Genomic DNA, 20,983 nt, shown 5'->3' with positions numbered 1-20,983 from the left:
CGCTCGGTCCGTGAGGAGGGCGCGGGGACGGCGTTCTGCATTCGGGTCGGCTCGTAGCTCGGCTGACGGCCACCGCAAGGACCCTCTTCTCGGCATGCCGGTCGACGAGGGCTCCGACCTGCGGGGCGCGGCCCCGACGGATCGGTGCAACGCTGCGCTGCGAGCCCGGAGCGATCGACGGCTGTGAGTCCCCCACTCGCGGCAGGAGCCGCAGGACAGTGGTGCCAGCCGCGAAGGCGGCGGTCGTGACTGCTCAGGTGGTTCTTCTCATGGGTCTGTCCCATCCGGTGGAGAAGCGAGATCCGCTTCGCGACTGGTGCCGGCCGGTGGCGCGTTCCCCCGAACGCCCGTTGGGCCCTGTGTATGGTTCGACGTCACCAAAGTAATCCCAGGTCAGGGGGCCTCGACCAACATTTGCGAAGATGACGGACACGATTCGGACACGGCCCCGCTGGGGTCCGGATGATCGCGGAACCGGCTCTCCTCGTCAGCGCGGATATCCGGGTGCCGACAACGGCACGTGACGGATGATCCTGACGTGATGGAGTGCTGGGTCCGGAAGGTGCTCCGCTCCGGGAACTCGAGCAAGCACGGCACAGGGCGAGTGAGTTGTTCGCCGCTCCTGCCGGACCATGTTCCCCGGAGGGGGCCCGACATGCTTCAAGGATGGCCGACGGGTCGGACGCTGTAGTCGGCCTCCGGGTGGAAAAATCCTGTCCACCCGTGGTTGTACGCCGTGACGGTCACGGGACGTGGACGGTCAGCGCCGCCCGCGACTCCGCGCGGTCCGGACCGGGGGCCGGTGGGAGAGCCAGGTCCAGGATCCGCCACCCGGCCACGGGCCGCCCCGGGACGGGACCCGCCCCGACCTCGTCGACGGAGGGCTCGCGGAACAGTCCCGAGCCCATGGCCTTGAGCAGGGACTCCTTGCGCGCCCACACCGTGGTCACGGCGGCCGGCCGGTCGGCAGCGGGCAGGGCCCGCAGGGCGGCGATCTCGGCGGGGTGGAGCAGGGGGATCACCTGCTCGGCGGCGACCGGGTCCTGGAGGTGCTCCACGTCCACCCCCACCTCGCGCTCGGCGGTGGCCACGAGCACCTGGTCGCCGCTGTGCGAGAGGGAGAAGCGCAGGGCGTGGTCCTCGAGCCGCGGCTTGGGCCGGGGCCCCGCGGCGGGAACGGGCGGTCCCAGGCGCAGCGAGGCGGGGTCCGCGCCGGTGCGGGCGGCGAGCTCGTGGCGCAGCACGCAGTGGGCGACCACGAACCGCCGCCGGTCGCTCTCGTGGCGGAACGCCGCGGCCCGGGCCTGCTCGTCCCCGTCCAGGCAGTCCCGGACCGACTCCGCCCAGCCGATCAGCGGGGCCACGCGGGCGAGCACGACCCGCACGTCCGCGGGGGCGCCCGGCACCGGCAGCTCGACCGTGCCGGGCACGCCCGGCGGGAGCGTCGTCACGACGACGGGCTCACCGGGAGCGGCCGGGTTCGGCGCACGCCTCGAGGTCCTCGAGCAGGCGGTGCCGGTTGTCGGCGAGCGGGTGGTGGCCGCCGGGGTATTCGCGCCGCTGCACGGTCCCGGTGCTGACGGGACGCCAGGCGTCCATGCCGGCGGCGTCCACCGTGTGGTCCTCGGTGCCGCGCAGCAGCAGCAGGGGCGCCCCGACCGGGGCGGGGAGCCGGTCGTGGGCCATCGAGGCCCGCAGGTCCGCGCGCAGGGCGGGCAGCTGCAGGGCCAGCAGCTCGGGGTTCGCCAGCACCGCCTCGGGGGTGCCGCCGAGCCGCCGCAGCCACCGGGCGAGTGCCACGTCCGCGCCCGGGTCCTGCGGGTCGAGCCCGGCCCGCAAATCGTCGTCCCCGTCGTCCGCCGCGTCCACGGCGCCCGGGGCGGTCTTCGCGGACAGCGCGAGCAGCGACACCCGGATCCCCTCCCGGTGCTCGAGGAGCGAGGCGAGCTCGGCCGCGACGGAGGCGCCCATGCTGTGGCCCAGGACCACGAGCGGGAGGTCCGAGGCCGCCCACGGCGCGCCGGCGACGGCCTCGGCCGCCTCCGCGGCGAGGGCGGCGACCGAGGGCGCCGGCGGCTCCCGGAAGCGGCTCTCCCGGCCGGGGTACTGGACGCCGAGGACGTGCACGTCCTCGCGGAGCAGGAACCGCCAGTACCCGGCGGCCGCGCCCGAGGGCGGGCAGCAGAGCACGCGCAGCCGGGGCGTCCGGGCGGGGGCGCCGCTACGCAGCCGGTCCTGCGCGGAGAGGTCCACGAGGCAGCGCCCGGGGGCGCCGGTCGGTCGGGTGCTCATCGGGGCCGGGCCGCCCGGATCAGGAGATGGTCGCCAGGACGGCGCCGGCGGAGACGGTGTCGCCGGGGCTCACGGAGAGCCCCGAGACCGTGCCCGACTTGTGGGCGGTCAGCGGCTGCTCCATCTTCATGGCCTCGAGCACCAGCACGAGATCGCCCTCGGCCACCTCGTCCCCGTTGTCCACCGCGATCTTCACGATGGTCCCCTGCATCGGGGAGCTCAGGCTGTCGCCGCTCGCCGCGGCGGTGCCGCCGCCGCGCGCGGAGCGGGACTTGCGGGGCTTGGCGGCGGTCCCGTTGGGCTTGGCCGTGCCGGGCAGGGCGGGCAGGACCACCTCGAGGCGCTTGCCGGAGACCTCGACGACGATCGCCTGCCGCTCCTCGGCCTCGGGCCCGGCCTGCGGGACGCCCTCGAAGGGCGGGATGGTGTTGTCGAACTCCGTCTCGATCCACCGCGTGTGCACGGAGAACGGGGCGCCGTCCGCGGGGGCGAACGCGGGATCGGCGACGACGGCGCGGTGGAAGGGGACCACGGTGGGCATGCCCTCGATGCGCAGCTCGGCCAGCGCCCGGCGGGAGCGCTCGAGCGCCTGCTGCCGGGTGGCCCCGGTGACGATCAGCTTGGCGAGCATGGAGTCGAAGTTCCCGCCCACGGTCTCGCCGGCCTGCACGCCGGAGTCCACGCGCACGCCGGGACCGCCGGGCAGGTCGAGGGCGGCGATGGTGCCGGGGGAGGGCATGAAGTGCCGTCCCGGGTCCTCGCCGTTGATGCGGAACTCGATCGAGTGGCCACGGACCTCGGGGTCGTCGTAGCCGAGGACCTCGCCGCGGGCCAGCCGGAACTGCTCGCGCACCAGGTCGATGCCCGTGACCTCCTCGGACACGGGGTGCTCCACCTGCAGGCGGGTGTTGACCTCCAGGAACGTGATCGTGCCGTCCTGGCCCACCAGGAACTCGCACGTGCCCGCGCCCTGGTAGCCGGCCTCGCGCAGGATCGCCTTCGAGGAGGCGTAGAGGAGGCGGTTCTGCTCCTCGGACAGGAACGGCGCCGGCGCCTCCTCCACGAGCTTCTGGTTGCGCCGCTGCAGGGAGCAGTCGCGGGTGGAGACGACCACCACGTTGCCGTGGGCGTCGGCCAGGCACTGGGTCTCGACGTGCCGCGGGGCGTCCAGGAAGCGCTCCACGAAGCAGTCGCCGCGGCCGAACGCAGCAGTGGCCTCGCGCACGGCGGACTCGTAGAGCTCCGGGATGTCGTCGCGGTTGCGGACCACCTTGATGCCGCGGCCGCCGCCGCCGAACGCGGCCTTGATGGCCAGGGGCAGCCCGTGCTCGTCGGCGAACGCGAGGACCTCCTCGGCGGAGCCGACCGGGTCGGTGGTGCCGGGGACCTGCGGGGCGCCGACCTTCTCCGCGATGTGGCGGGCGGCCACCTTGTCGCCGAGCTTGGCGATGGCCGCGGGCGGGGGCCCGATCCAGGTCAGCCCGGCCTCGAGCACGGCGAGGGCGAACTCGGCGTTCTCGGACAGGAAGCCGTAGCCGGGGTGCACGGCGTCGGCGCCCGAGCGGGCGGCGACGTCGAGGATCTTGTCGATCACCAGGTACGAGTCCGCGGCGGTGGACCCGCCGAGCCCGTACGCCTCGTCCGCCGTGCGGGCGTGCAGGGCGTCCCGGTCCGGGTCGGCGTACACGGCCACGGAGGCGATGCCCTCGTCGCGGGCGGCGCGGATCACGCGCACCGCGATCTCGCCGCGGTTGGCGACGAGCACCTTGGTGATGGGGCGGATGGCGCCGTCCGCGGGGTTCTTACCGGTCACGTCTCACTCCTTGTCGAATCCTCCGATGCACTGTATTCCCCGTCGTGAGCAATCGCCCAACCACCCGGCGGCGGACCGGAAATGCGACGCCGTTTCTGTAGGAGTCCTACAAAGCGCAGGGCGGTCCCGGCGGGGAGCGGTCCTCAGCGGGCGGTGGTCCACAGCTCGGGCACGCCGACGCCCGCCCGGCCGAGCAGCGTGCGCAGGGTGCTGAGGCTCAGGCCGACGACGGCGTGCACGTCGCCCTCCACCCGCTCCACGAACGCCGCGCCGAGCGAGTCGATGGTGAAGGACCCGGCCACCTCCAGGGGCTCGCCGGTGGCCACGTAGGCCGCGACCTCGTCGTCGGACATCTGCGCGAAGAACACCTCGGCGCTGGCGGGCGCGCCGCCGCTCCAGCCGGTCCCGCCGTCCGCCGGGCTGCGCGTGTCCACGAGCCAGTGGCCCGTGTGGAGCACCCCCGAGCGCCCGCGCATGGCCCGGATCCGGGCGGTCGCCGTCGCGGCGTCCAGGGGCTTGCCGTGCACCTCGCCGTCGAGCTCGAACACCGAGTCGCAGCCCACCACGAGGGCGCCGGCGGCCTCGGGCAGCGCCGCCACAGCCTCCGCCTTGGCCCGGGCCAGGACCATCGCGGTCTCCTCGGCGCCGGTCACCCCGCGCTCCCGGACCACGGCGTCCTCGTCCACGTCGGAGACGAGCCGGTCGTGGCCGATCCCGGCGTCGGCCAGCAGCTTGGTGCGGGCGGGGGAGCGGGAGGCGAGGACGAGGCGGGGAGTCACCGTCCCAGGATACGCAGGCCGTGCGCGCGAGGTCGCGATCGGCTCTGACCGCGCGCGAGGGGCCGCGTCCTGTCGGTGAGACGTTCTCTCACCGACAGGACGCGACCCCTCGCGATTGCCCGGGACAAGACGCGACACCTCGCGTCCGCCCGGCTCAGTACTCGACGACCACGCGGCCCTCGATCTTGCCCTTCTCCATCTCGTCGAGGATCGCGTTGACGTCCTCGAGCGGACGGGTGCTGTAGGTCGGGTGGATCAGACCGCGCGCGTAGAAGTCGAGGGCCTCGACCATGTCCTGGCGCGTGCCCACGATGGACCCGCGGATGGTCAGGCCCTTGAGCACGATGTCGAAGATCGGCGCGGGGAAGTCCCCCGGGGGCAGGCCGTTGAACACGATCGTCCCGCCGCGGCGGACCATGCCGATCGCCTGGCCGAACGCGGCCGGGTGCACGGCGGTCACCAGCACGGCGTCCGCGCCGCCCGGGATCTGCGCGAGCACGGCCTCGGCCGGGTCCTCCGCGAACGCGTTGACGGTGATCTCCGCCCCGTGCTTGCGGGCGAGGGCCAGCTTGTCGTCGGCGACGTCGACCGCCGCGACCCGCAGGCCCATGGCCACCGCGTACTGCACGGCCAGGTGCCCCAGGCCGCCGATGCCGGAGATCACCACCCACTCCCCGGGCCGCGCCTCGGTCATCTTCAGGCCCTTGTAGACGGTGACCCCGGCGCACAGCACCGGCGCCACCTCGTACGGGTCGGCGCCCGCGGGGATCTGCGCGGCGAAGCGGGCGTCCACCAGCATGTACTGGCCGAAGGACCCGTCGATGCTGTAGCCGCCGTTGACCTGCTCCTCGCACAGCGTCTCCCAGCCGGTGCGGCAGTTGCGGCAGTGCCCGCACGCCGAGGCCAGCCAGGCGTTGCCCACGAGGTCGCCCTCCTGCACCTCCGTGACGCCCGGGCCGAGGGCCACCACCGTGCCCACGCCCTCGTGGCCCGGGACGAAGGGCGGGGTGGGCTGGACCGGCCAGTCGCCGTGGGCGGCGTGCAGGTCGGTGTGGCACACACCGGTCGAGATCAGCTTGACGAGGACCTGGCCGGGGCCGGGCTCGGGGACCGGGAGGTCCTGGACCTCGAGGGGCTGCCCGAAGGCGGTGACGACGGCGGCGGTCATGGTGCGGGGGACCGCGGTGGCCGCGGACTCCTGGACGGTCGGGGCTTGCTGGGCGTTCATGGTGCTCCTCCTGGAACGGGACGGACGGTCGGGACGGGTGAGGGCGGTTTAGAAGAAGCCCTGGGCGTCCTCGGAGTAGGAGACCAGCAGGTTCTTGGTCTGCTGGTAGTGGTCCAGCATCATGAGGTGGTTCTCGCGGCCGATGCCCGAGGACTTGTAGCCGCCGAACGCGGAGTGGGCGGGGTAGTTGTGGTACTGGTTCACCCACACGCGCCCGGCCTGGATGTCGCGGCCGGCGCGGTAGGCCAGGTTTCCGTTGCGGGCCCAGACCCCGGCGCCGAGGCCGTAGAGGGTGTCGTTGGCGGTGGCCATGGCGTCGGCGTAGTCGGCGAAGCGGGTGACCGACAGGACGGGCCCGAAGATCTCCTCCTGGAAGATGCGCATCGAGTTCTCGCCCTCGAACACCGTGGGGGAGACGTAGAAGCCCTCGGCGAGGTCCCCGTCCAGGACGTTGCGCTCGCCGCCCACGAGGACCTTCGCGCCCTCCTGCCGGCCGATGTCGATGTAGGAGAGGATCTTCTGCAGCTGGTCGTTGGAGGCCTGCGCCCCGACCTGGGTGTCGAGGTCCAGCGGGTTGCCCTGGACCATTCCCTTGACCCGCTCGACGCCGTCCGCCAGCAGCCGGTCGTAGATCGAGCCCTGGATCAGGGCCCGCGAGGGGCAGGTGCAGACCTCGCCCTGGTTGAGGGCGAAGAACGCGAAGCCCTCCAGCGCCTTGTCGTAGAAGGAGTCCTGGGCCGCGGCGACGTCCTCGAAGAAGATGTTCGGGGACTTCCCGCCCAGCTCGAGGGTCACCGGGATGATGTTCTGGGACGCGTACTGCATGATGAGCCGGCCGGTGGTGGTCTCCCCGGTGAAGGCGATCTTGCGGATCCGCGGGCTCGAGGCCAGCGGCTTGCCGGCCTCCACGCCGAAGCCGTTGACCACGTTGACCACGCCCGGGGGCAGGATGTCCGCGAGCAGCTCCATGAGCACCATGATCGAGGCCGGGGTCTGCTCGGCCGGCTTGAGCACCACGGCGTTGCCCGCGGCCAGGGCCGGGGCCAGCTTCCACACGCCCATGAGGATCGGGAAGTTCCAGGGGATGATCTGCCCGACCACGCCGAGGGGCTCGTGGAAGTGGTAGGACGTGGTGTTGTCGTCGAGCTGGGAGAGGGTGCCCTCCTGGGCGCGGATGGCCCCGGCGAAGTAGCGGAAGTGGTCGATGGCCAGGGCGATGTCCGCGTTGATGGTCTCGCGCACGGGCTTGCCGTTGTCCCAGGTCTCGGCCACGGCCAGCATCTCGAGGTTCTGCTCCATCCGGTCGGCGACCCGGTGCAGCACCAGCGCCCGCTCGGCGACCGGGGTCTTGCCCCAGGCCGGGGCGGCGGCCCACGCGGCGTCGAGCGCGGCGTCGATGTCCTCGGCGGTGCCGCGGGCCACCTCCGTGAAGGGCTTGCCGTTGACCGGGGAGATGTTCTCGAAATAGCGGCCCTGCACGGGCGGGACCCACTGTCCGCCGATCCAGTGCTCGTAGCGGGGCTTGAAGGTGACCTTCGAGCCCTCGGTGCCCGGCTGCGCGTAGACGGTGGTGAGGGACTGGGTTTCAACGCTCATGGTGACCTGCTCCTGGTGCGTGACGGTGCGTGTGGCACGGGTGCGGACCGCCTCGTCCGCACCATCGTGTGATGCGGATCACGCTACGGGGGGCCACGTTGCACGCACGTTGCACGCACGGTGCGGCGGGCGCCGGGGCCGGTCAGCGGCGCAGCCGCTCCAGCTCGAGCACGGCCTCGGCGCGGGCGGGGGAGCGGGCCGGCAGGAGGCGCAGCAGCAGCGCCCACGCCTCGGCGTCGTCGGCGGCCTCCGGCAGGGTGAGGTACTCGCGCACCGCCTCGGCCGAGCCGTCGGTCAGGACGGCCTCGCGCAGGAGCCCGGTGAGGCGGTGGCGCAGCGCCACGAGGGACGGCGCCTCGGAGTGCGGCAGCAGCGCCCCGGTGTACTCGCGCAGCGCCCGCCGGTGCGAGCCCCGGGCGAGCAGCTCGAGCACCCGGCCCGCGTCCGAAGGCAGCGGGGTCTCGAGCCGGTAGGGGCGGGAGGCGATCGCCGGCCCGCCCCGGGACTCGAGCAGCCGGCGCAGCCGCAGCACCTCGGCGCGCACCGTGGTCTCCTGCGCCCGGCCGGCCCACAGCTGCTCCGACAGCTCCGCGGTGCACAGGCCGTTGCCGGCGCGGGACAGGGCCAGGAGGATCTCGGCGTGGCGCTCGGTGAGCTCCAGCGCCTGCCCGTCCAGCACCAGCGCCGGCGGGGCGTCGCCGAGCACGCGCAGGAACGCGCCGTGGGCGGGGGCGGCGGACGGAGCCGCCGCGGCGTTCTCGGAGCGGTGCGCGGAGCGCAGGGCGAGGGCGAGCTCGGCCCGGGCGGCGCGCACGGCCGCGCCGACCAGCGCCCGGGTGGCGGGGGCGGCGGCGGCGTCCCCGCCCGTGAGGTCCACGGCCCCCAGCAGCGCCCCCGTGACAGGGTGCAGCAGCGGGGCGGCCGTGCAGCTCCAGGGCCGGGCCTCGGGGTAGAAGTGCTGCTCGCGGTGCACGGTCACGGGCCGGCGCAGCACCAGGGCGGTGCCCGGGGCGTTGGTGCCCACGGCCGGCTCGGACCAGTCCGCGCCCTCGACGAAGCCCATGGACTCGGCCCGCCGCCGGGTCGCGGCGCTGCCCCGGACCCGCAGGATCACCCCGCCGGGGTCCGTGACGGCCACGACCAGCCCGGTGTCCTCGGCCAGCGGGGTGAGCAGCTCGTCGAGCACGGGCATCAGCAGCCGCAGCGGGGAGCGGGCCTCCCGGACGTCGGAGCCGTCCAGCACCACCCGCGGGGCGCAGCGCTCGGGCGCCGAGAGGTGGTCCAGCGAGCGGGCCCAGGACAGTCGCAGCAGCGGGTCCGTCGTCGTCGGTCCGTCCGCCGGTGCGCCCACGCGCCGCCTCCTGTCCCGTGCTGTGACCCAGCTCTCATGCCCGTCCCAGGGTAGCCCGCGACGCGTCCAGGAACAGCGAGGGGCGGGGAACTGCCGGAATGCGTCGAGCATTCTCGCAGTTCCCCGCCCCTCGCGGTGGGGACGGCGGCGCCGGGGCTCAGCGGGCCGCGGTCGCCGCGGCGTCCTCGGGAGCGGCGTCCTCGGGAGCGGCGTCCTCGGGAGCGGCGTCCTCGGGGACGAAGGGGTCGCCGGAGCGCGGGGCGTCGTAGAGCTCCCGGTCCAGCAGCCCCTCGCGGTGGGCGACGATCGTGGGCACCAGGGCCTGGCCCGCCACGTTGAGCGCGGTGCGGCCCATGTCGATGATCGGGTCCACGGCCAGCAGGAGGCCCACGCCGTCGAGCGGCAGGCCCAGCGTGGACAGTGTCAGGGTGAGCATCACGGTGGCGCCGGTGGTGCCGGCGGTCGCGGCGGAGCCCAGCACGGACACGAGCGCGATGAGCACGTAGTGCGTGACGTCCAGCTCGATCCCGTAGAACTGCGCGACGAACAGGGCGGCGATCGCGGGGTAGACCGCGGCGCAGCCGTCCATCTTGGTGGTGGCCCCGAGCGGCACGGCGAAGGACGCGTAGGCGCGGGGCACGCCGAGGCTGCGCTCGGTGACGCGCTGCGTCAGGGGCATGGTGCCCACCGAGGAGCGGGAGACGAAGCCCAGCTGCACAGCCGGCCACACGCCGGAGAAGTACTGCCGGACGGAGAGCCCGTGCGCCTTGACCAGGGCCGGGTAGACCACGAACGCCACGACCAGCAGGCCGGCGTAGACGGTCGCGACGAACGCCAGGAGCCCGCCCATCGAGGTCCAGCCGTACTCGAACACGGCCCGGCCGATCAGCCCGAGGGTGCCCAGCGGGGCGAGGCGGATGATCCACCAGACCACCTTCTGCACCACGGCGAGCGCGGCCCGGACCACGGCCAGGAAGGGCTCGGCGGGGGCGCCCACCTTGAGCGCCGCGATGCCGACGGCGGCCGAGACCACGAGCACCTGCAGCACGTTGAAGCCGAGGGACGTCTGGACGGTCTCCGGGTCCACCACGGAGGAGGAGACCTGCAGGCCCAGGAAGTTGGCGGGCACCAGGCCGGTGAGGAAGCCCAGCCACGAGCCCTGCGTCCCGGTGTACGCCTCGGCGGGCGCGGCCGCGCCGCTGCCGGCGCCGGGCTGGACGACCAGGCCGAGCACCAGGCCGACCGTCACGGCGATCAGGGCCGTGATCCCGAACCACAGCAGCGTCTTCCACGCGAGCCGGGCGGCGTTGGAGACCTCCCGCAGGTTGGCGATCGAGGAGATCACCGCGGTCACGATGAGCGGGACCACGGCGGCCTTGAGCAGGCTGACGTAGCTGGTGCCGATGGTGTCCAGGGCGGTCATCAGCCAGTTGGGGTCCGTGTCGGGGTCGCCGCCCAGGGCGTCGGCCACGGTGCCCAGGACCACGCCCATGAGGAGGGCGAGCACGATCTGCGGGCCGAAGGAGGTCATCCACCGGGGCAGCCGTCGAGTGCTTTCTGCGGAAATCATGTGGCCACGATAGGGCGCGGGAATATACAACACCGAATGACGGTGACGAAATGTGACGCCGGAATGACGGAGGTCACAGGGCGAGCGCGTACCGCAGGGTGTCCAGGCCCACCGAGCCGACCCGCAGCGCGCGGGTGTGGAAGTCCTGGAGCAGGAACTCCGGGCCCGCCGCGGCGCGGGCCGCCTCCCGCGCCTGCTCCCACAGCTGCTGGCCCACCTTGTAGGACGGCGCCTGCCCGGGCCAGCCCATGTAGCGCATCCACTCGAAGCGCAGCATCGGGTCCGCCATCACGATGTTCGAGCGCAGGAACTGCCAGCCGTCCTCGGGCGTCCAGACCTCGCCGGGGCGGGCCCCGCCGAGGGCGTCCCCGAGCTCCGCGGGGATCCGGTAGCCGCAGTGGAAGCCGACGTCGAACACCACCCGCGCCGCCCGCAGCCGCTGGGCGTCCAGCATCCCCATCCGGTCCCCGGGGTCCTGCAGGTGGCCCAGCTCGTCCATGAGCCGCTCGGCGTACAGCGCCCAGCCCTCCCCGTGGCCCGAGACCCACACGCCCATCCGCCGCCACCGGTTGAGCTCGCCCGAGTTGGCGAGCGCGGTGGAGAACTGCAGGTGGTGGCCGGGGACGCCCTCGTGGTAGACGGTCGTGGTCTCCTCCCACGTGGTGAAGGTCCGGGTGCCCTCGGGCACGGACCACCACATGCGCCCGGGGCGGGAGAAGTCGGCGCTGGGCATCGAGTACCAGATCCCGCCGTCGTGGGTCGGTGCGATGCGGCACTCGAGCCGGCGCATGGGACCGGTGAGCTCGAAGTGCGTGTCCGCGAGGGCGTCCACGGCGGCGTCGGAGAGGTCCTGCATCCACGCCTGCAGCGCCTCGGTGCCGTGCAGCTGCCGCGCCGGGTCCGCGTCCAGGGCCGCCATGGCCTCGGCGACCGTGGCGCCGGGGGCGATCCGGCGGGCGAGCTGCTCCTGCTCCGCCACGATCGTGCGCAGCTGCTCCACGCCCCACGCGTAGACCGTGGCCGGGTCCAGGACGGCGCCCAGGAACTCCTGCAGGCGCAGCGTGTACACGTCCGGTCCCACCGCGTCCGTGCGGGGCGCGTCCGCGGCGAGCTCCCTGCCCAGCACGGCGGCGAGGCCCCGGTAGGCGTGCCGCGCCGCCTCGGCCGCCTCCCCGACCTGCTGCCGCAGCGCCTCGGGGACGCGGGGACTGCGCGCCAGCCGGTCGAAGAAGCCGTGGCGCGCCGCGTAGCCGGTGCACTGCCGGGCGGCGTTGCGCAGCTGCGCCGCGGAGGCCGAGCGGCCGAGGGAGCGGGCGTGCCGCAGGCCCAGGACGTAGGAGTCCACGGCGGCGGGCACGGCGCGCAGCCGGCCGGCGAGGTGCGCCCAGTCCTCGGCGGTGCCCCGGGGCAGGTCGTCGAAGACCTCCCGGATCTCCTGCACCGGGGAGGAGATGTTGTTGACCTCCCAGCCCCGCAGCCCCTCCTCGTACAGGAGCAGATCCAGGCCCAGGCGCTCGCGCAGGGCGTGGCCGGTGATCCGGTCGACGTCGTCGACCGGGGCCGCGCGATCGAGCTCCGCCAGCGTCCGGCGGGCGGCGTCGGCGTGGGCCTCCAGGCCCTCGGGCCCGAAGTCGCGGTACTCGGTCTCGTGCCCGGGGAAGCCGTGCACGGTGGCCTGGGCCGGGTCCAGCTCCATGGCGCGCGCGAACCAGCGCTCGGCCACGGCGTCCACGTCCGTGGGCTCGCGCCGCCCCGCGCCGAGGGGCGCGGGGCCGGCGCCGGTCAGGGGGTCGGGCCGTTGATCGGTCATGCACGTCACAGTAGCGCCGGGCGCTCCCTAGACTGCGGAGCATGTCCGCTCCTGCGCCGCGCGCGAACTCCGCGCCCCCCGCGACCTTCCCCGCCGGGCCCTCGGGGACCGCCGGGACCGGGCCCGCCCTGCTCGTGGTGGTCGCGGGGGTGGTGGGCGCCCTGCACGTGTGGAAGCTGGCCCCGGCGCTGCCCGTGCTCTCCGCCGAGCTCGGCCTGAGCCTGGTGCAGGGCGGGTTCCTGCTCTCCACCGTGCAGGTGGCCGGCATGCTGCTGGGCGTGGTGGTGGGGCTGTCCGGGGACCGGATCGGCCTGCGCCGGGGCCTGGTGCTCGGGCTGGGCCTGCTCACCGCGGGCTCCGTGACGGGCCTGCTCTCCACGGGGTACGGCCCGCTGCTGGGCTCCCGGGTGCTGGAGGGCGTGGGGTTCATGCTCGTGTCGATCTGCGCCCCGGCCCTGATCCGGCGCACCGTGGCCCCGGCCCGGGTGTCCCTGCTGGTAGGGCTGTGGGGCTGCCACATCCCGGTCGCCGCGGCCCTCTCCCTGCTGCTCGGCGGGCTGCTCAGCGAAGCCCTCGGCTGGCGCACCTGGTGGGCGGCCGCCGCGGCCGGCTCCGCGCTCCTGGGCGTGCTGGTGCTCGCCGTGCTCCCGCCGGACCCGGCCCACACGGTGGTGCACGGGGTGCGGCAGCGCCTCGGGCTGACCCTGCGCGCACCGGGGCCGTGGCTCGTGGCCCTGGTGTTCGGGCTCTACACCGCCCAGTGGAACGGGGTGGTGCAGTTCCTGCCCTCCATGTACGCCGAGGCCGGGATCGCGGCGGGCGCCGCCGCGGGGCTCAGCGCGCTCGCCGCGGGGGTCAACGTGGTGGGCAACCTGGGCGCGGGCCGGGCCCTGCAGCGCGGGGTGCGCCCCGTGGTGCTGTGGTGCACGGGCTTCGCCGTGCTGGGCCTGGCCGCCGTGGTCGCGTTCGGGATCGCCCCGCTGCTGGACGAGGGCGTGCGCTTCGGCGCCCGGTACGGCGCGGTCCTGGTGTTCTCCGCGGTGGGGGGAGTGGTGCCGACCACGGCGATCGCCAGCCTCATGCGCGTCGCGCCCACCCCCACCACGGTGGCCACCACGCTGGGCCTGGGCCAGCAGTTCAACGCCCTGGGCCAGTTCGCCGGCCCGCCCGCGGTCGCCTCGGTCGCGCAGGCGACCGGCTCCTGGGACCTGACGTGGGCGGTGACGGCGGTGCTCGCCCTCGCGGGCATCGCGGTGGCGCTCGTCGTCTCGCGCCGGATCCCCCGGGAGCCGTGACCGGGCTCCACCCGGGTCACGGTGTGCGGGTCACTCCTCCGGCCCGGTCACTCCTCCGGCCGGGTCCGCCGCCACGCGCCGCGGCCCGGGCGCAGCTTCAGGCCCAGCCGCATCCGGCGGAACTGGTCACGGCGCCCCGGGGAGCCCTTCGCGTCGTCCTCGCCCGCGTGCCGGCGCGCGAGCAGGACGGCCGTGACGGCGGCGACCTCCTCCGGCGTGGGGCTGCCGGCCGTGAAGCGCAGGGACGGGGTGCCCTCGGCGGGCTCACGGGGGGTCACAGCGGGATGTTCCCGTGCTTCTTGGTGGGCATCGACGCGCGCTTGTCGCGCAGGGCCCGCAGGGCCTTGAGCACCTGCACCCGGGTCTCGGACGGGGAGATCACCGCGTCCACGTAGCCCAGCTCGGCGGCCTGGTAGGGGTTGAGCAGGCTCTCCTCGTACTTGCGCACCAGCTCGGCGCGCAGCGCCTCGACGTCCTCGTCGTTGTCCGCGGCGGCCTTGAGGTCCCGGCGGTAGAGGATCTCCACGGCGCCCTGTGCCCCCATCACGCCGATCTGCGCGGTGGGCCAGGCCAGGTTGACGTCCGCGCCGAGCTTCTTGGAGCCCATCACGATGTAGGCCCCGCCGTAGGCCTTGCGGGTGATCAGGGTGACCAGCGGGACGGTCGCCTCGGCGTAGGCGTAGAGCAGCTTGGCGCCGCGCCGGATGATGCCGTTGAACTCCTGGTCGGTGCCGGGCAGGAACCCGGGCACGTCCACGAGGGTGAGGATCGGGACGTTGAACGCGTCGCAGTGGCGCACGAACCGGGCCGCCTTCTCGGAGGCCGCGATGTCCAGGGTGCCGGCGAACTGCATGGGCTGGTTCGCCACGACGCCCACGGTGTGCCCCTCGACCCGGGCGTAGCCGATCATCACGTTGGGGGCGTAGAGGGCCTGCATCTCCAGGAAGTGCCCGTCGTCGACGATCGCCTCGACCACCGCGCGCATGTCGTAGGGCTGGTTCGCGGAGTCGGGGACCAGCACGTCCAGGGCGAGGTCCTGGTCGGTGACCTCGTCCTCCTGGTCGTGGTCCACCAGGGGCGCCTCCTGCAGGTTGTTCGCCGGCAGGAACTCGAGCAGCTCGTGCACGAAGTCCAGCGCGTCCTGCTCGTCCTCGGCGAGGTACGTGGCCGTGCCGGTCGTCGCGTTGTGCTGGCGCGCCCCGCCCAGCGTCTCCATGTCCACCGTCTCGCCCGTGACCGTCTTGATGACGTCCGGGCCGGTGATGAACATGTGCGAGGTCTTGTCGACCATCACGATGTAGTCGGTCAGGGCGGGGGAGTAGGCCGCCCCGCCCGCGCACGGGCCCATGATCAGCGAGATCTGCGGGACCACCCCGGAGGAGCGGACGTTCATGTTGAAGATGTCCGCAAACATGGCCAGGGAGGCCACGCCCTCCTGGATCCGTGCCCCGCCGCCGTCGTTGATCCCGATGACCGGGCAGCCGTTGCGCAGGGCGAACTTCTGGACCTTGACGATCTTCTCCCCGTTGACCTGGGACAGCGACCCGCCGAAGACCGCGAAGTCCTGGGAGTAGACCGCCACCAGGCGCCCGTCCACCGTGCCGTAGCCGCTGACCACGCCGTCGCCGGGCAGCTTCTTCGACGCCATCCCGAAGGCGGTCGAGCGGTGGGTCGCGAGGGCGTCGAACTCCACGAACGAGTCCTCGTCCAGGAGCATCTCCACGCGCTCGCGGGCGGTGTTCTTCCCGCGGGCGTGCTGCTTCTCGACCGCCGCCTGCCCCGCGGGCACCTCGGAGCGGGCCCTGCGGTCGTGGAAGTCGGCGATCTTGCCGGCGGTGGTCGTCAGGTCGTGGGTCACAGGCACCTCGTGGTCTGGTACGCGGCCGGCCCGGCGGGCCGATCGGTCCGGTCCGGGGTGGTCAGGGGACCTGCTCACTCTAGTCCGCGGCCGCGGGGGCCTCCGTTGTAGAACTCCTACAAAATCCGTGCCCGGGTCCGGGGGACACGGGACGGTGCTCAGCCGACGCTGCCGAGGACCACCTTCCAGGGACGGACGGTCCGCTCGGTGACCACCCCGTGGCGCACCAGCGGGTCCTCGTCGGTGAGCCGCTCCACCGCCCCGGCGTCCTCGGCGGCGAAGACCAGCAGCGCGCCGGGCGCGCCGTCGTCGTCGAAGGGACCGGACGCGAGCAGGTGCCCCTGCTCCACGAGCCCGCCGAGGTACTCGCGGTGCTCCGGCCGGCGCGCGGCCAGGACGTCGGCGGGCCCGCCGTAGACGTAGGTGACGGCGAAGGTCGTGCGGTTCTCGGCTGCGCTCACGGTGGCTCTCCCGGGGGTCGTGCCGCGGCCCCGCCCGGCCGGACGGGACCGTCCAGCCGGTTCCCGGGGAACGGGGCTACTACTGTGGATGTGGTCCGAACACTACGCGGACGGCGCCCGGCCGGACAGCACCGATCGCCCCGGCCCGTGCGGACCCGCCCGTGACGACCGACCCGTGACGACCGACCCGAGGAGCACCGTGCCCGACCCCTGCGCCGCCGACCTGCGCGAGCCCGCCCTGCTCGCGGCCCTGGCGGACCTCGGCCTGGGGCGGATCGACGTCCTCGACGAGGTCGGCTCCACGAACGAGCACCTGACGGCCGCCGTCACCCGGCAGGCGCGCGGGCCCCGCCCGGACCGGCCGTGGACCGACCTGTCCCTCGTGCTCACCGGCCACCAGAGCGCCGGGCGCGGCCGGCTGGACCGGGTGTGGACCACCGAGCCCGGCACCGCGCTGACCTTCAGCCTCCTGCTGCGCCCGGCCGACGCGCGCGGCCGCCCGCTGCCCACCCAGCACTTCCCGTGGCTGACCCTGCTGATGGCCGCGGCCGTCGTCGACGCCCTGGACGGGCTCGCGGCGGCCGGCGCACGGATCAAGTGGCCCAACGACGTCCTGGTGGACGGGCGCAAGGCGGCCGGGCTGCTCGCAGGTCTCGTGCTGGACGGGCAGCACCCGCCGGCGGTGGTCCTGGGCACGGGCATCAACGTCGCCCAGCAGGAGCTGCCCGTGGACACGGCCACGTCCGTCCGGCGCGCCACCGGCCGCGAGGTCGAGCGCGCCGCCGTCCTGCGGGCCGTGCTGGGCGCGTTCGTCCCCGTCTACCGGCAGTTCTGCGCGGACCCGGAGGCGGCCGTGGGCCCGGGCGGGCCGCTGCGCGCCCGGGTCACCGGGCGGATGGAGACCATCGGCCGCCCGGTGCGCGCCGAGCTGCCCGGCGGGGCCGCCCCCGTCACGGGCACCGCGACGGGCCTCGGCGCGCACGGGGGGCTGCTGGTGCGCGAGGACGGCGGCGCCGAGCGCGAGGTGACGGCGGGCGACGTGGTGCACCTGCGCCCGGCCCCGGACGCCCCCGGGGCGGTCTGAGCGTGCCCGCCCGTCCCGCCCTGCAGCCCGGGGAGCGCGTGCTCGTGTCCACGCGGGCCCACGGCGCCCGGCTGACCCGGCCCTTCCTGGTGCTGCTGCTCACGGTGTTCGCGCTCTCCTTCGCCCAGCGGGCCCTCGAGCTGCGCTGGCGCCCCGTGGCGGAGCCGTGGACCACGGTGCACGCCGGGGTGGAGCTCACCCTGCTCGTCGCAGCCGGCTGGGTGGTGCTCCGCAGCTGCCTGCGCCCGCTGGTGCGGTGGTGGCGCACCCGCTACGTGCTCACCACCCGCCACCTCGTGCTGCTGCGCCCCGGCGGGGCCCGCAGGACCGTGTCGCTGCCCCTGCAGCAGCTGCGCCGGGTCTCGGTGGAGCGCCGGCGCGGTCCGGCCCTGGGCCGGCACGACGGGCGCGTCGTGGCCGACTTCGGGCCCTTCGGCGGCCTGCGCCTGGAGCACGCCCCGGAGGCGCAGCGCCTGGCCGGGCTGATCCGCCGGGCCGCCGAGGACGAGTGGGCGGCGGGCGGCGGCGCCGGCCGGGCGGGGGATCCCGGTCCCGGTGGGAGTGCGCCGTGGCTCCGTCCCACTAGAGTGGACCGCGACGCGGTCGTGGCACCACGCCCGGGCCCGTCCGGCGCCCCGCGCCGACTGTGGAGCCGGCGGGCCGTCCACCAGGAACAGGAGTGACGTGTGGCGAGTGAGGACCCGGAGAACCAGGGCGAGCCGGAGCTCGGCCCCCAGACGGCACAGCTGAACCTGAACCTGCACAACCCCGTCCAGGCCAACCTGTACCGCTCGGACGAGTCCAAGGCCGCCGTGCAGGCCCTCGAGCAGACCCTCCTGGGCTCCGAGCGCGACCTGCGCCGCCGGGAGGCCGCGCGCCGGGGCGGGCTGTCCCTGCTGTCCGCGCGGAAGGTGTGGCGGGCCCTGGGCTTCCCGAACCTCACCGACGACGACCTCTGGTTCACCGAGCAGGACTCCGAGGCCCTCCGGGTGCTGTCCACCATGGTCCTCGAGGAGAAGGTCACCGAGGAGGCGGCGCTGTCCCTGGTGCGCTCGATCGGGCAGATGACCGACCGCATGGTCGTGTGGCAGGTCGAGGCGCTCGTCGAGGACATGGTCGTCCACCGGGGCATGACCGACGCCGCCGCCCGGCGGCAGCTGCTGCACCTGCTGCCCGACCTCATCGACGCGATCGAGAACCTCCTCGTCTACTCGTGGCGGCGGCAGATGAACGCCGCCGTGCAGCGGCTCGCGATGCGCGTGGAGCGCCCGGACGGCTCGACCGCCACCGGCCCCACGTCCGACGACGGGGCGTCCGCCGTTCTCCCGCTCGCACGCGGGGTGGGCTTCGCGGACCTGGTCTCCTACACCTCGCTGTCCCGGCAGATGAACGAACGGACCCTGGCGAACCTCGTGCAGCGCTTCGAGAACCGCTGCGCCGAGGTGATCGCCGTGGGCGGCGGCCGGCTCATCAAGACCATCGGGGACGAGGTCATGTTCCTCGCCGAGACCCCCGAGGGCGGGGCCCAGATCTCCCTGGCCCTGGCGCGCGCTATCCGGGACGACCCCGAGCTGCCGCAGGCCCGCGTGGCCTTCGTCTGGGGGCGCGTGCTGCCGCGGCTCGGGGACATCTACGGGCCCACGGTGAACCTCGCCTCCCGGCTCGTGTCGCTGACCGAGCCGGGCTCCGTGCTCGTGGACGCCTCGACCGCCGCGGTGCTCTCCGGCGACGACCGCTTCATCCTCCTGCCGCAGCCCACCCGCAACGTGCGGGGCTTCGGCGACGTCCAGCCCGTCGCGCTCTCCCAGGGCGCCGGTCCCGGGCTGGAGGTCGACTTCGAATGAGCGCACCCCTCGTCATCCGCGCGGGCGCGTCCACGGACCGGGGCCTGCGCCGGGAGTCCAACGAGGACGCCCTGGTGGTCACGGCCGCGATGTGCGCCGTGGCGGACGGGATGGGCGGGCACGAGGCCGGTGAGGTGGCGAGCGCCCTGTGCGTGCGCACCCTCGGGGCGTCCCCCCTGTTCCAGCTGGAGGACTTCCGCTCCTTCGAGGTCCTCGAGCCGGAGCCGCCCCGGGACATCGCCCGGTTTCGCGCCGTGGTGGAGCGCGAGCTGCGGCTGGACCCGGAGATCCCCGACGACGCGATCGAGGCCGTCCGCCGGGTCCGCTCCGTGCTGTGGCAGGCGGACCAGCACATCCAGCACGCCGTGGAGGGCCGGGCGGGCACCACCGTCACCGGTGTGTGGCTGCTGCGCATCGACGGGCGCATGCTGTGGGTCGTGTTCAACACCGGCGACTCCCGGACCTACCGGCTGGTCTCGCCCCAGCCCGGGGGGCGGGCAGGCGAGGGCGAGGGCGGGCCGCGGATCGAGCAGCTGACCGTGGACCACTCCGAGGTGCAGTACCTCGTGTCGATCGGGCAGCTCACCGCCTCCCAGGCGCTCGTGCACCCGCGCCGCAACGTGATCACCCGCGCCCTGGGCACCGGCCAGGTGTGGGAGCCGGACGTGTGGGTGCTCCCGGCCCGGCACGGGGACCGGCTGATGCTGTGCTCGGACGGGCTGACCAACGAGCTGAGCCCCGCCCACATGGCCCGGGTGCTCGCCTCGGTGCCCCACCCGAAGGAGGCGGCCGACGTCCTGCTGCAGGCCGCGCTGCGCACCGGGGGGCGGGACAACGTCACCGTGATCGTGGCCGACGCCGTGCGGCCGGGGGAGTACGCCCCCGGCTTCTGAGCCGCGCGCGCCGCGTCCCCCGAAGTGGGGGGCATCATGATCCGTCACAACGGCACCGCTCCCACCAGGCCTGTTTACCTTTGAGAACATGGTTCTCTCGCGCCGCTCGTTCGTCCTCTCCGGCCTGGTGCTCGCCGCCTCCGGGGCCTTCGGGGGCGCCCTGACGGAGCTCCCCGCCGGCCGGCGGCCGTTCGTGCTGTGGGGCTCCTCCTCGGCGGCCAGCGCCCTCCACCGGGACCGCCCGCGGGGCTTCCCCGCGGTGCGCATCGACGACCTGCTCTCGCAGCTGCTGGAGGTGCCCGGGACCTCGCGCGCGGTCAGCGGCGACCGGTCGTGGCAGACCCTGGCGATGCGCAGCAGCGCCCACCCCTACCTGCCCCGGCTGGGCTCCGGCTACGGGGTGGGGCGGATCCCGGCCCACGGGTCGCTGGTCGTGCCCACCGTGGACGGCCGGGTGCCCAGCGTCCACCTCGCGATCCCGGGCACCGTCTCCGGTCTGCCGTGCACGATCCAGGCCGTGGGGCGGGACGAGGGGGACGTGGTGCTGCGCCGGGCGGTCCCGGGGGCCGAGCTCGAGGTGGCGCCCGCGTCGGAGGCCCGCTGGCGCACGGCGCTGGAGGAGGAGCACCGGGGCCACGTCCATCTGCTGTGGACGGGCAAGAACAACATCGAGGACCCGGACCAGGTGCTCTCCGACACCCGTGCCGCGTGGGGGGTCGAGCCGGGCACGTCCGTGGTGATGGGCCACTGGCACACCGCGGCCGACCGTCCCGGCACCGCGGGGTGGGAGGAGGTGCGCGCGGTGAACGCGGCCCTCCGGGCCGAGTACGGCGACCGGTTCTACGACACCATGGCCGATCTGCGCGATCCCGGTCTCTGGTCCCTGGCGGCGCTGCGGGCCCACCGGATCGGGGCCTCGCCCGCGGACCGCCGGTGGCTGGGCCTGGGGCTGCCCCCGCGCTCGGTGGTCGCCGCGGACCGCCGGCACCTGAACGCGCTGGGCAACACGATCGTGGCCCACGGTCTGCGCCGCCACCTGACCGGCGCGGCGGGCCTCTACTGAGCGCTCCGCGGCCCCGGAGGTCACACCCGGGTCCGAGGACCCGGAC

18 protein-coding genes are annotated in these 20,983 nt (G+C 74.4%); 6 read left to right on the top strand and 12 right to left on the bottom strand.

What is annotated here, in order from left to right:
• Positions 1–743: 743 nt before the first annotated feature.
• The 9 genes from RF644_RS14680 to RF644_RS14640 form a co-directional block, all read right to left on the bottom strand.
• Entirely contained in the window at positions 744–1,451 is a 708-nt protein-coding gene (locus RF644_RS14680) for a 4'-phosphopantetheinyl transferase superfamily protein (RefSeq protein WP_368797027.1), read from the bottom strand.
• A gap of 10 nt (positions 1,452–1,461) precedes the next feature.
• Positions 1,462–2,292 carry a thioesterase II family protein gene (locus RF644_RS14675; protein WP_368797026.1) on the bottom strand — a complete coding sequence of 277 codons (831 nt, stop codon included), beginning with the start codon at positions 2,290–2,292 and terminating at the stop codon, positions 1,462–1,464.
• 19 nt (positions 2,293–2,311) lie between these two features.
• Positions 2,312–4,105, bottom strand: a complete 1,794-nt coding sequence (locus tag RF644_RS14670) for a biotin carboxylase N-terminal domain-containing protein (RefSeq protein ID WP_368797025.1) — start codon at positions 4,103–4,105, stop codon at positions 2,312–2,314.
• Positions 4,106–4,248: 143 nt separating this feature from the next.
• On the bottom strand, positions 4,249–4,884 hold the full coding sequence (locus tag RF644_RS14665) for a nucleoside triphosphate pyrophosphatase (protein WP_058873431.1): 636 nt from the start codon (positions 4,882–4,884) through the stop codon (positions 4,249–4,251).
• A gap of 154 nt (positions 4,885–5,038) precedes the next feature.
• Positions 5,039–6,112, bottom strand: coding sequence for an alcohol dehydrogenase AdhP (gene adhP / locus RF644_RS14660; RefSeq protein WP_058873432.1), 1,074 nt, complete (start codon positions 6,110–6,112; stop codon positions 5,039–5,041).
• A 48-nt stretch (positions 6,113–6,160) separates the two neighbouring features.
• Complete coding sequence (locus RF644_RS14655; RefSeq protein ID WP_035926457.1) at positions 6,161–7,708, bottom strand: aldehyde dehydrogenase family protein; 1,548 nt, start codon at positions 7,706–7,708, stop codon at positions 6,161–6,163.
• A 142-nt stretch (positions 7,709–7,850) separates the two neighbouring features.
• A complete protein-coding gene (locus RF644_RS14650; protein WP_368797024.1) occupies positions 7,851–9,059 on the bottom strand; it encodes a transcriptional regulator in 1,209 nt (402 codons plus the stop codon).
• Between the two features lie 157 nt (positions 9,060–9,216).
• Positions 9,217–10,629 (bottom strand): dicarboxylate/amino acid:cation symporter, encoded by a 1,413-nt coding sequence (locus RF644_RS14645; protein WP_368797023.1) that lies wholly within the window; start codon positions 10,627–10,629, stop codon positions 9,217–9,219.
• Positions 10,630–10,702: 73 nt separating this feature from the next.
• Entirely contained in the window at positions 10,703–12,439 is a 1,737-nt protein-coding gene (locus RF644_RS14640) for a DUF885 domain-containing protein (RefSeq protein WP_368797022.1), read from the bottom strand.
• Between the two features lie 41 nt (positions 12,440–12,480).
• On the opposite strand from RF644_RS14640, the gene RF644_RS14635 reads away from it, so the two are divergent.
• The gene (locus tag RF644_RS14635; RefSeq protein ID WP_368797021.1) at positions 12,481–13,734 is read left to right on the top strand and encodes a CynX/NimT family MFS transporter; all 1,254 of its coding nucleotides are present in this window, start codon (positions 12,481–12,483) and stop codon (positions 13,732–13,734) included.
• Positions 13,735–13,781: 47 nt separating this feature from the next.
• On the opposite strand, the gene RF644_RS14630 is transcribed toward RF644_RS14635, so the two are convergent.
• From RF644_RS14630 to RF644_RS14620, 3 genes are all read right to left on the bottom strand, one after another.
• Complete coding sequence (locus RF644_RS14630; RefSeq protein ID WP_115163552.1) at positions 13,782–14,012, bottom strand: acyl-CoA carboxylase subunit epsilon; 231 nt, start codon at positions 14,010–14,012, stop codon at positions 13,782–13,784.
• Positions 14,009–15,592, bottom strand: a complete 1,584-nt coding sequence (locus RF644_RS14625) for an acyl-CoA carboxylase subunit beta (RefSeq protein WP_017833849.1) — start codon at positions 15,590–15,592, stop codon at positions 14,009–14,011. Before RF644_RS14625 ends, RF644_RS14630 begins: the two co-directional genes overlap by 4 nt.
• Before the next feature lie 158 nt (positions 15,593–15,750).
• Complete coding sequence (locus RF644_RS14620; RefSeq protein ID WP_133410501.1) at positions 15,751–16,053, bottom strand: YciI family protein; 303 nt, start codon at positions 16,051–16,053, stop codon at positions 15,751–15,753.
• Between the two features lie 199 nt (positions 16,054–16,252).
• Here RF644_RS14620 and RF644_RS14615 point away from each other — a divergent pair, with 199 nt between their 5' ends.
• The 5 genes from RF644_RS14615 (at position 16,253) to RF644_RS14595 (ending at position 20,937) form a co-directional block, all read left to right on the top strand.
• Positions 16,253–17,137: a biotin--[acetyl-CoA-carboxylase] ligase gene (locus tag RF644_RS14615; RefSeq protein WP_368797020.1), complete on the top strand. Its 885-nt coding sequence runs from the start codon at positions 16,253–16,255 to the stop codon at positions 17,135–17,137.
• 2 nt (positions 17,138–17,139) lie between these two features.
• Entirely contained in the window at positions 17,140–17,820 is a 681-nt protein-coding gene (locus RF644_RS14610; RefSeq protein ID WP_368797019.1) for a hypothetical protein, read from the top strand.
• A 63-nt stretch (positions 17,821–17,883) separates the two neighbouring features.
• Positions 17,884–18,981, top strand: coding sequence for an adenylate/guanylate cyclase domain-containing protein (locus RF644_RS14605; RefSeq protein WP_229588571.1), 1,098 nt, complete (start codon positions 17,884–17,886; stop codon positions 18,979–18,981).
• Positions 18,978–19,874: a PP2C family serine/threonine-protein phosphatase gene (locus RF644_RS14600; protein WP_035926436.1), complete on the top strand. Its 897-nt coding sequence runs from the start codon at positions 18,978–18,980 to the stop codon at positions 19,872–19,874. Before RF644_RS14605 ends, RF644_RS14600 begins: the two co-directional genes overlap by 4 nt.
• An 88-nt stretch (positions 19,875–19,962) precedes the next feature.
• Positions 19,963–20,937 carry a hypothetical protein gene (locus tag RF644_RS14595; protein ID WP_368797018.1) on the top strand — a complete coding sequence of 325 codons (975 nt, stop codon included), beginning with the start codon at positions 19,963–19,965 and terminating at the stop codon, positions 20,935–20,937.
• Positions 20,938–20,983: the final 46 nt, after the last annotated feature.

Source organism: Kocuria sp. CPCC 205258, assembly GCF_040981005.1.
GTDB lineage: Bacteria > Actinomycetota > Actinomycetes > Actinomycetales > Micrococcaceae > Kocuria > Kocuria rosea.
This window is presented reverse-complemented; position numbering and strand designations above follow the sequence as displayed.

Excerpts from the sequence above, each read along its gene's own strand:
- RF644_RS14655 (WP_035926457.1), bottom strand. The coding sequence starts at position 7,708 with ATGAGCGTTGAAACCCAGTCCCTCACCACCGTCTACGCGCAGCCGGGC.
- RF644_RS14645 (WP_368797023.1), bottom strand. The coding sequence starts at position 10,629 with ATGATTTCCGCAGAAAGCACTCGACGGCTGCCCCGGTGGATGACCTCC.
- RF644_RS14640 (WP_368797022.1), bottom strand. The coding sequence starts at position 12,439 with ATGACCGATCAACGGCCCGACCCCCTGACCGGCGCCGGCCCCGCGCCC.
- RF644_RS14600 (WP_035926436.1), top strand. The coding sequence starts at position 18,978 with ATGAGCGCACCCCTCGTCATCCGCGCGGGCGCGTCCACGGACCGGGGC.
- RF644_RS14675 (WP_368797026.1), bottom strand. The coding sequence starts at position 2,292 with ATGAGCACCCGACCGACCGGCGCCCCCGGGCGCTGCCTCGTGGACCTC.
- RF644_RS14635 (WP_368797021.1), top strand. The coding sequence starts at position 12,481 with ATGTCCGCTCCTGCGCCGCGCGCGAACTCCGCGCCCCCCGCGACCTTC.
- RF644_RS14595 (WP_368797018.1), top strand. The coding sequence starts at position 19,963 with ATGGTTCTCTCGCGCCGCTCGTTCGTCCTCTCCGGCCTGGTGCTCGCC.
- adhP (WP_058873432.1), bottom strand. The coding sequence starts at position 6,112 with ATGAACGCCCAGCAAGCCCCGACCGTCCAGGAGTCCGCGGCCACCGCG.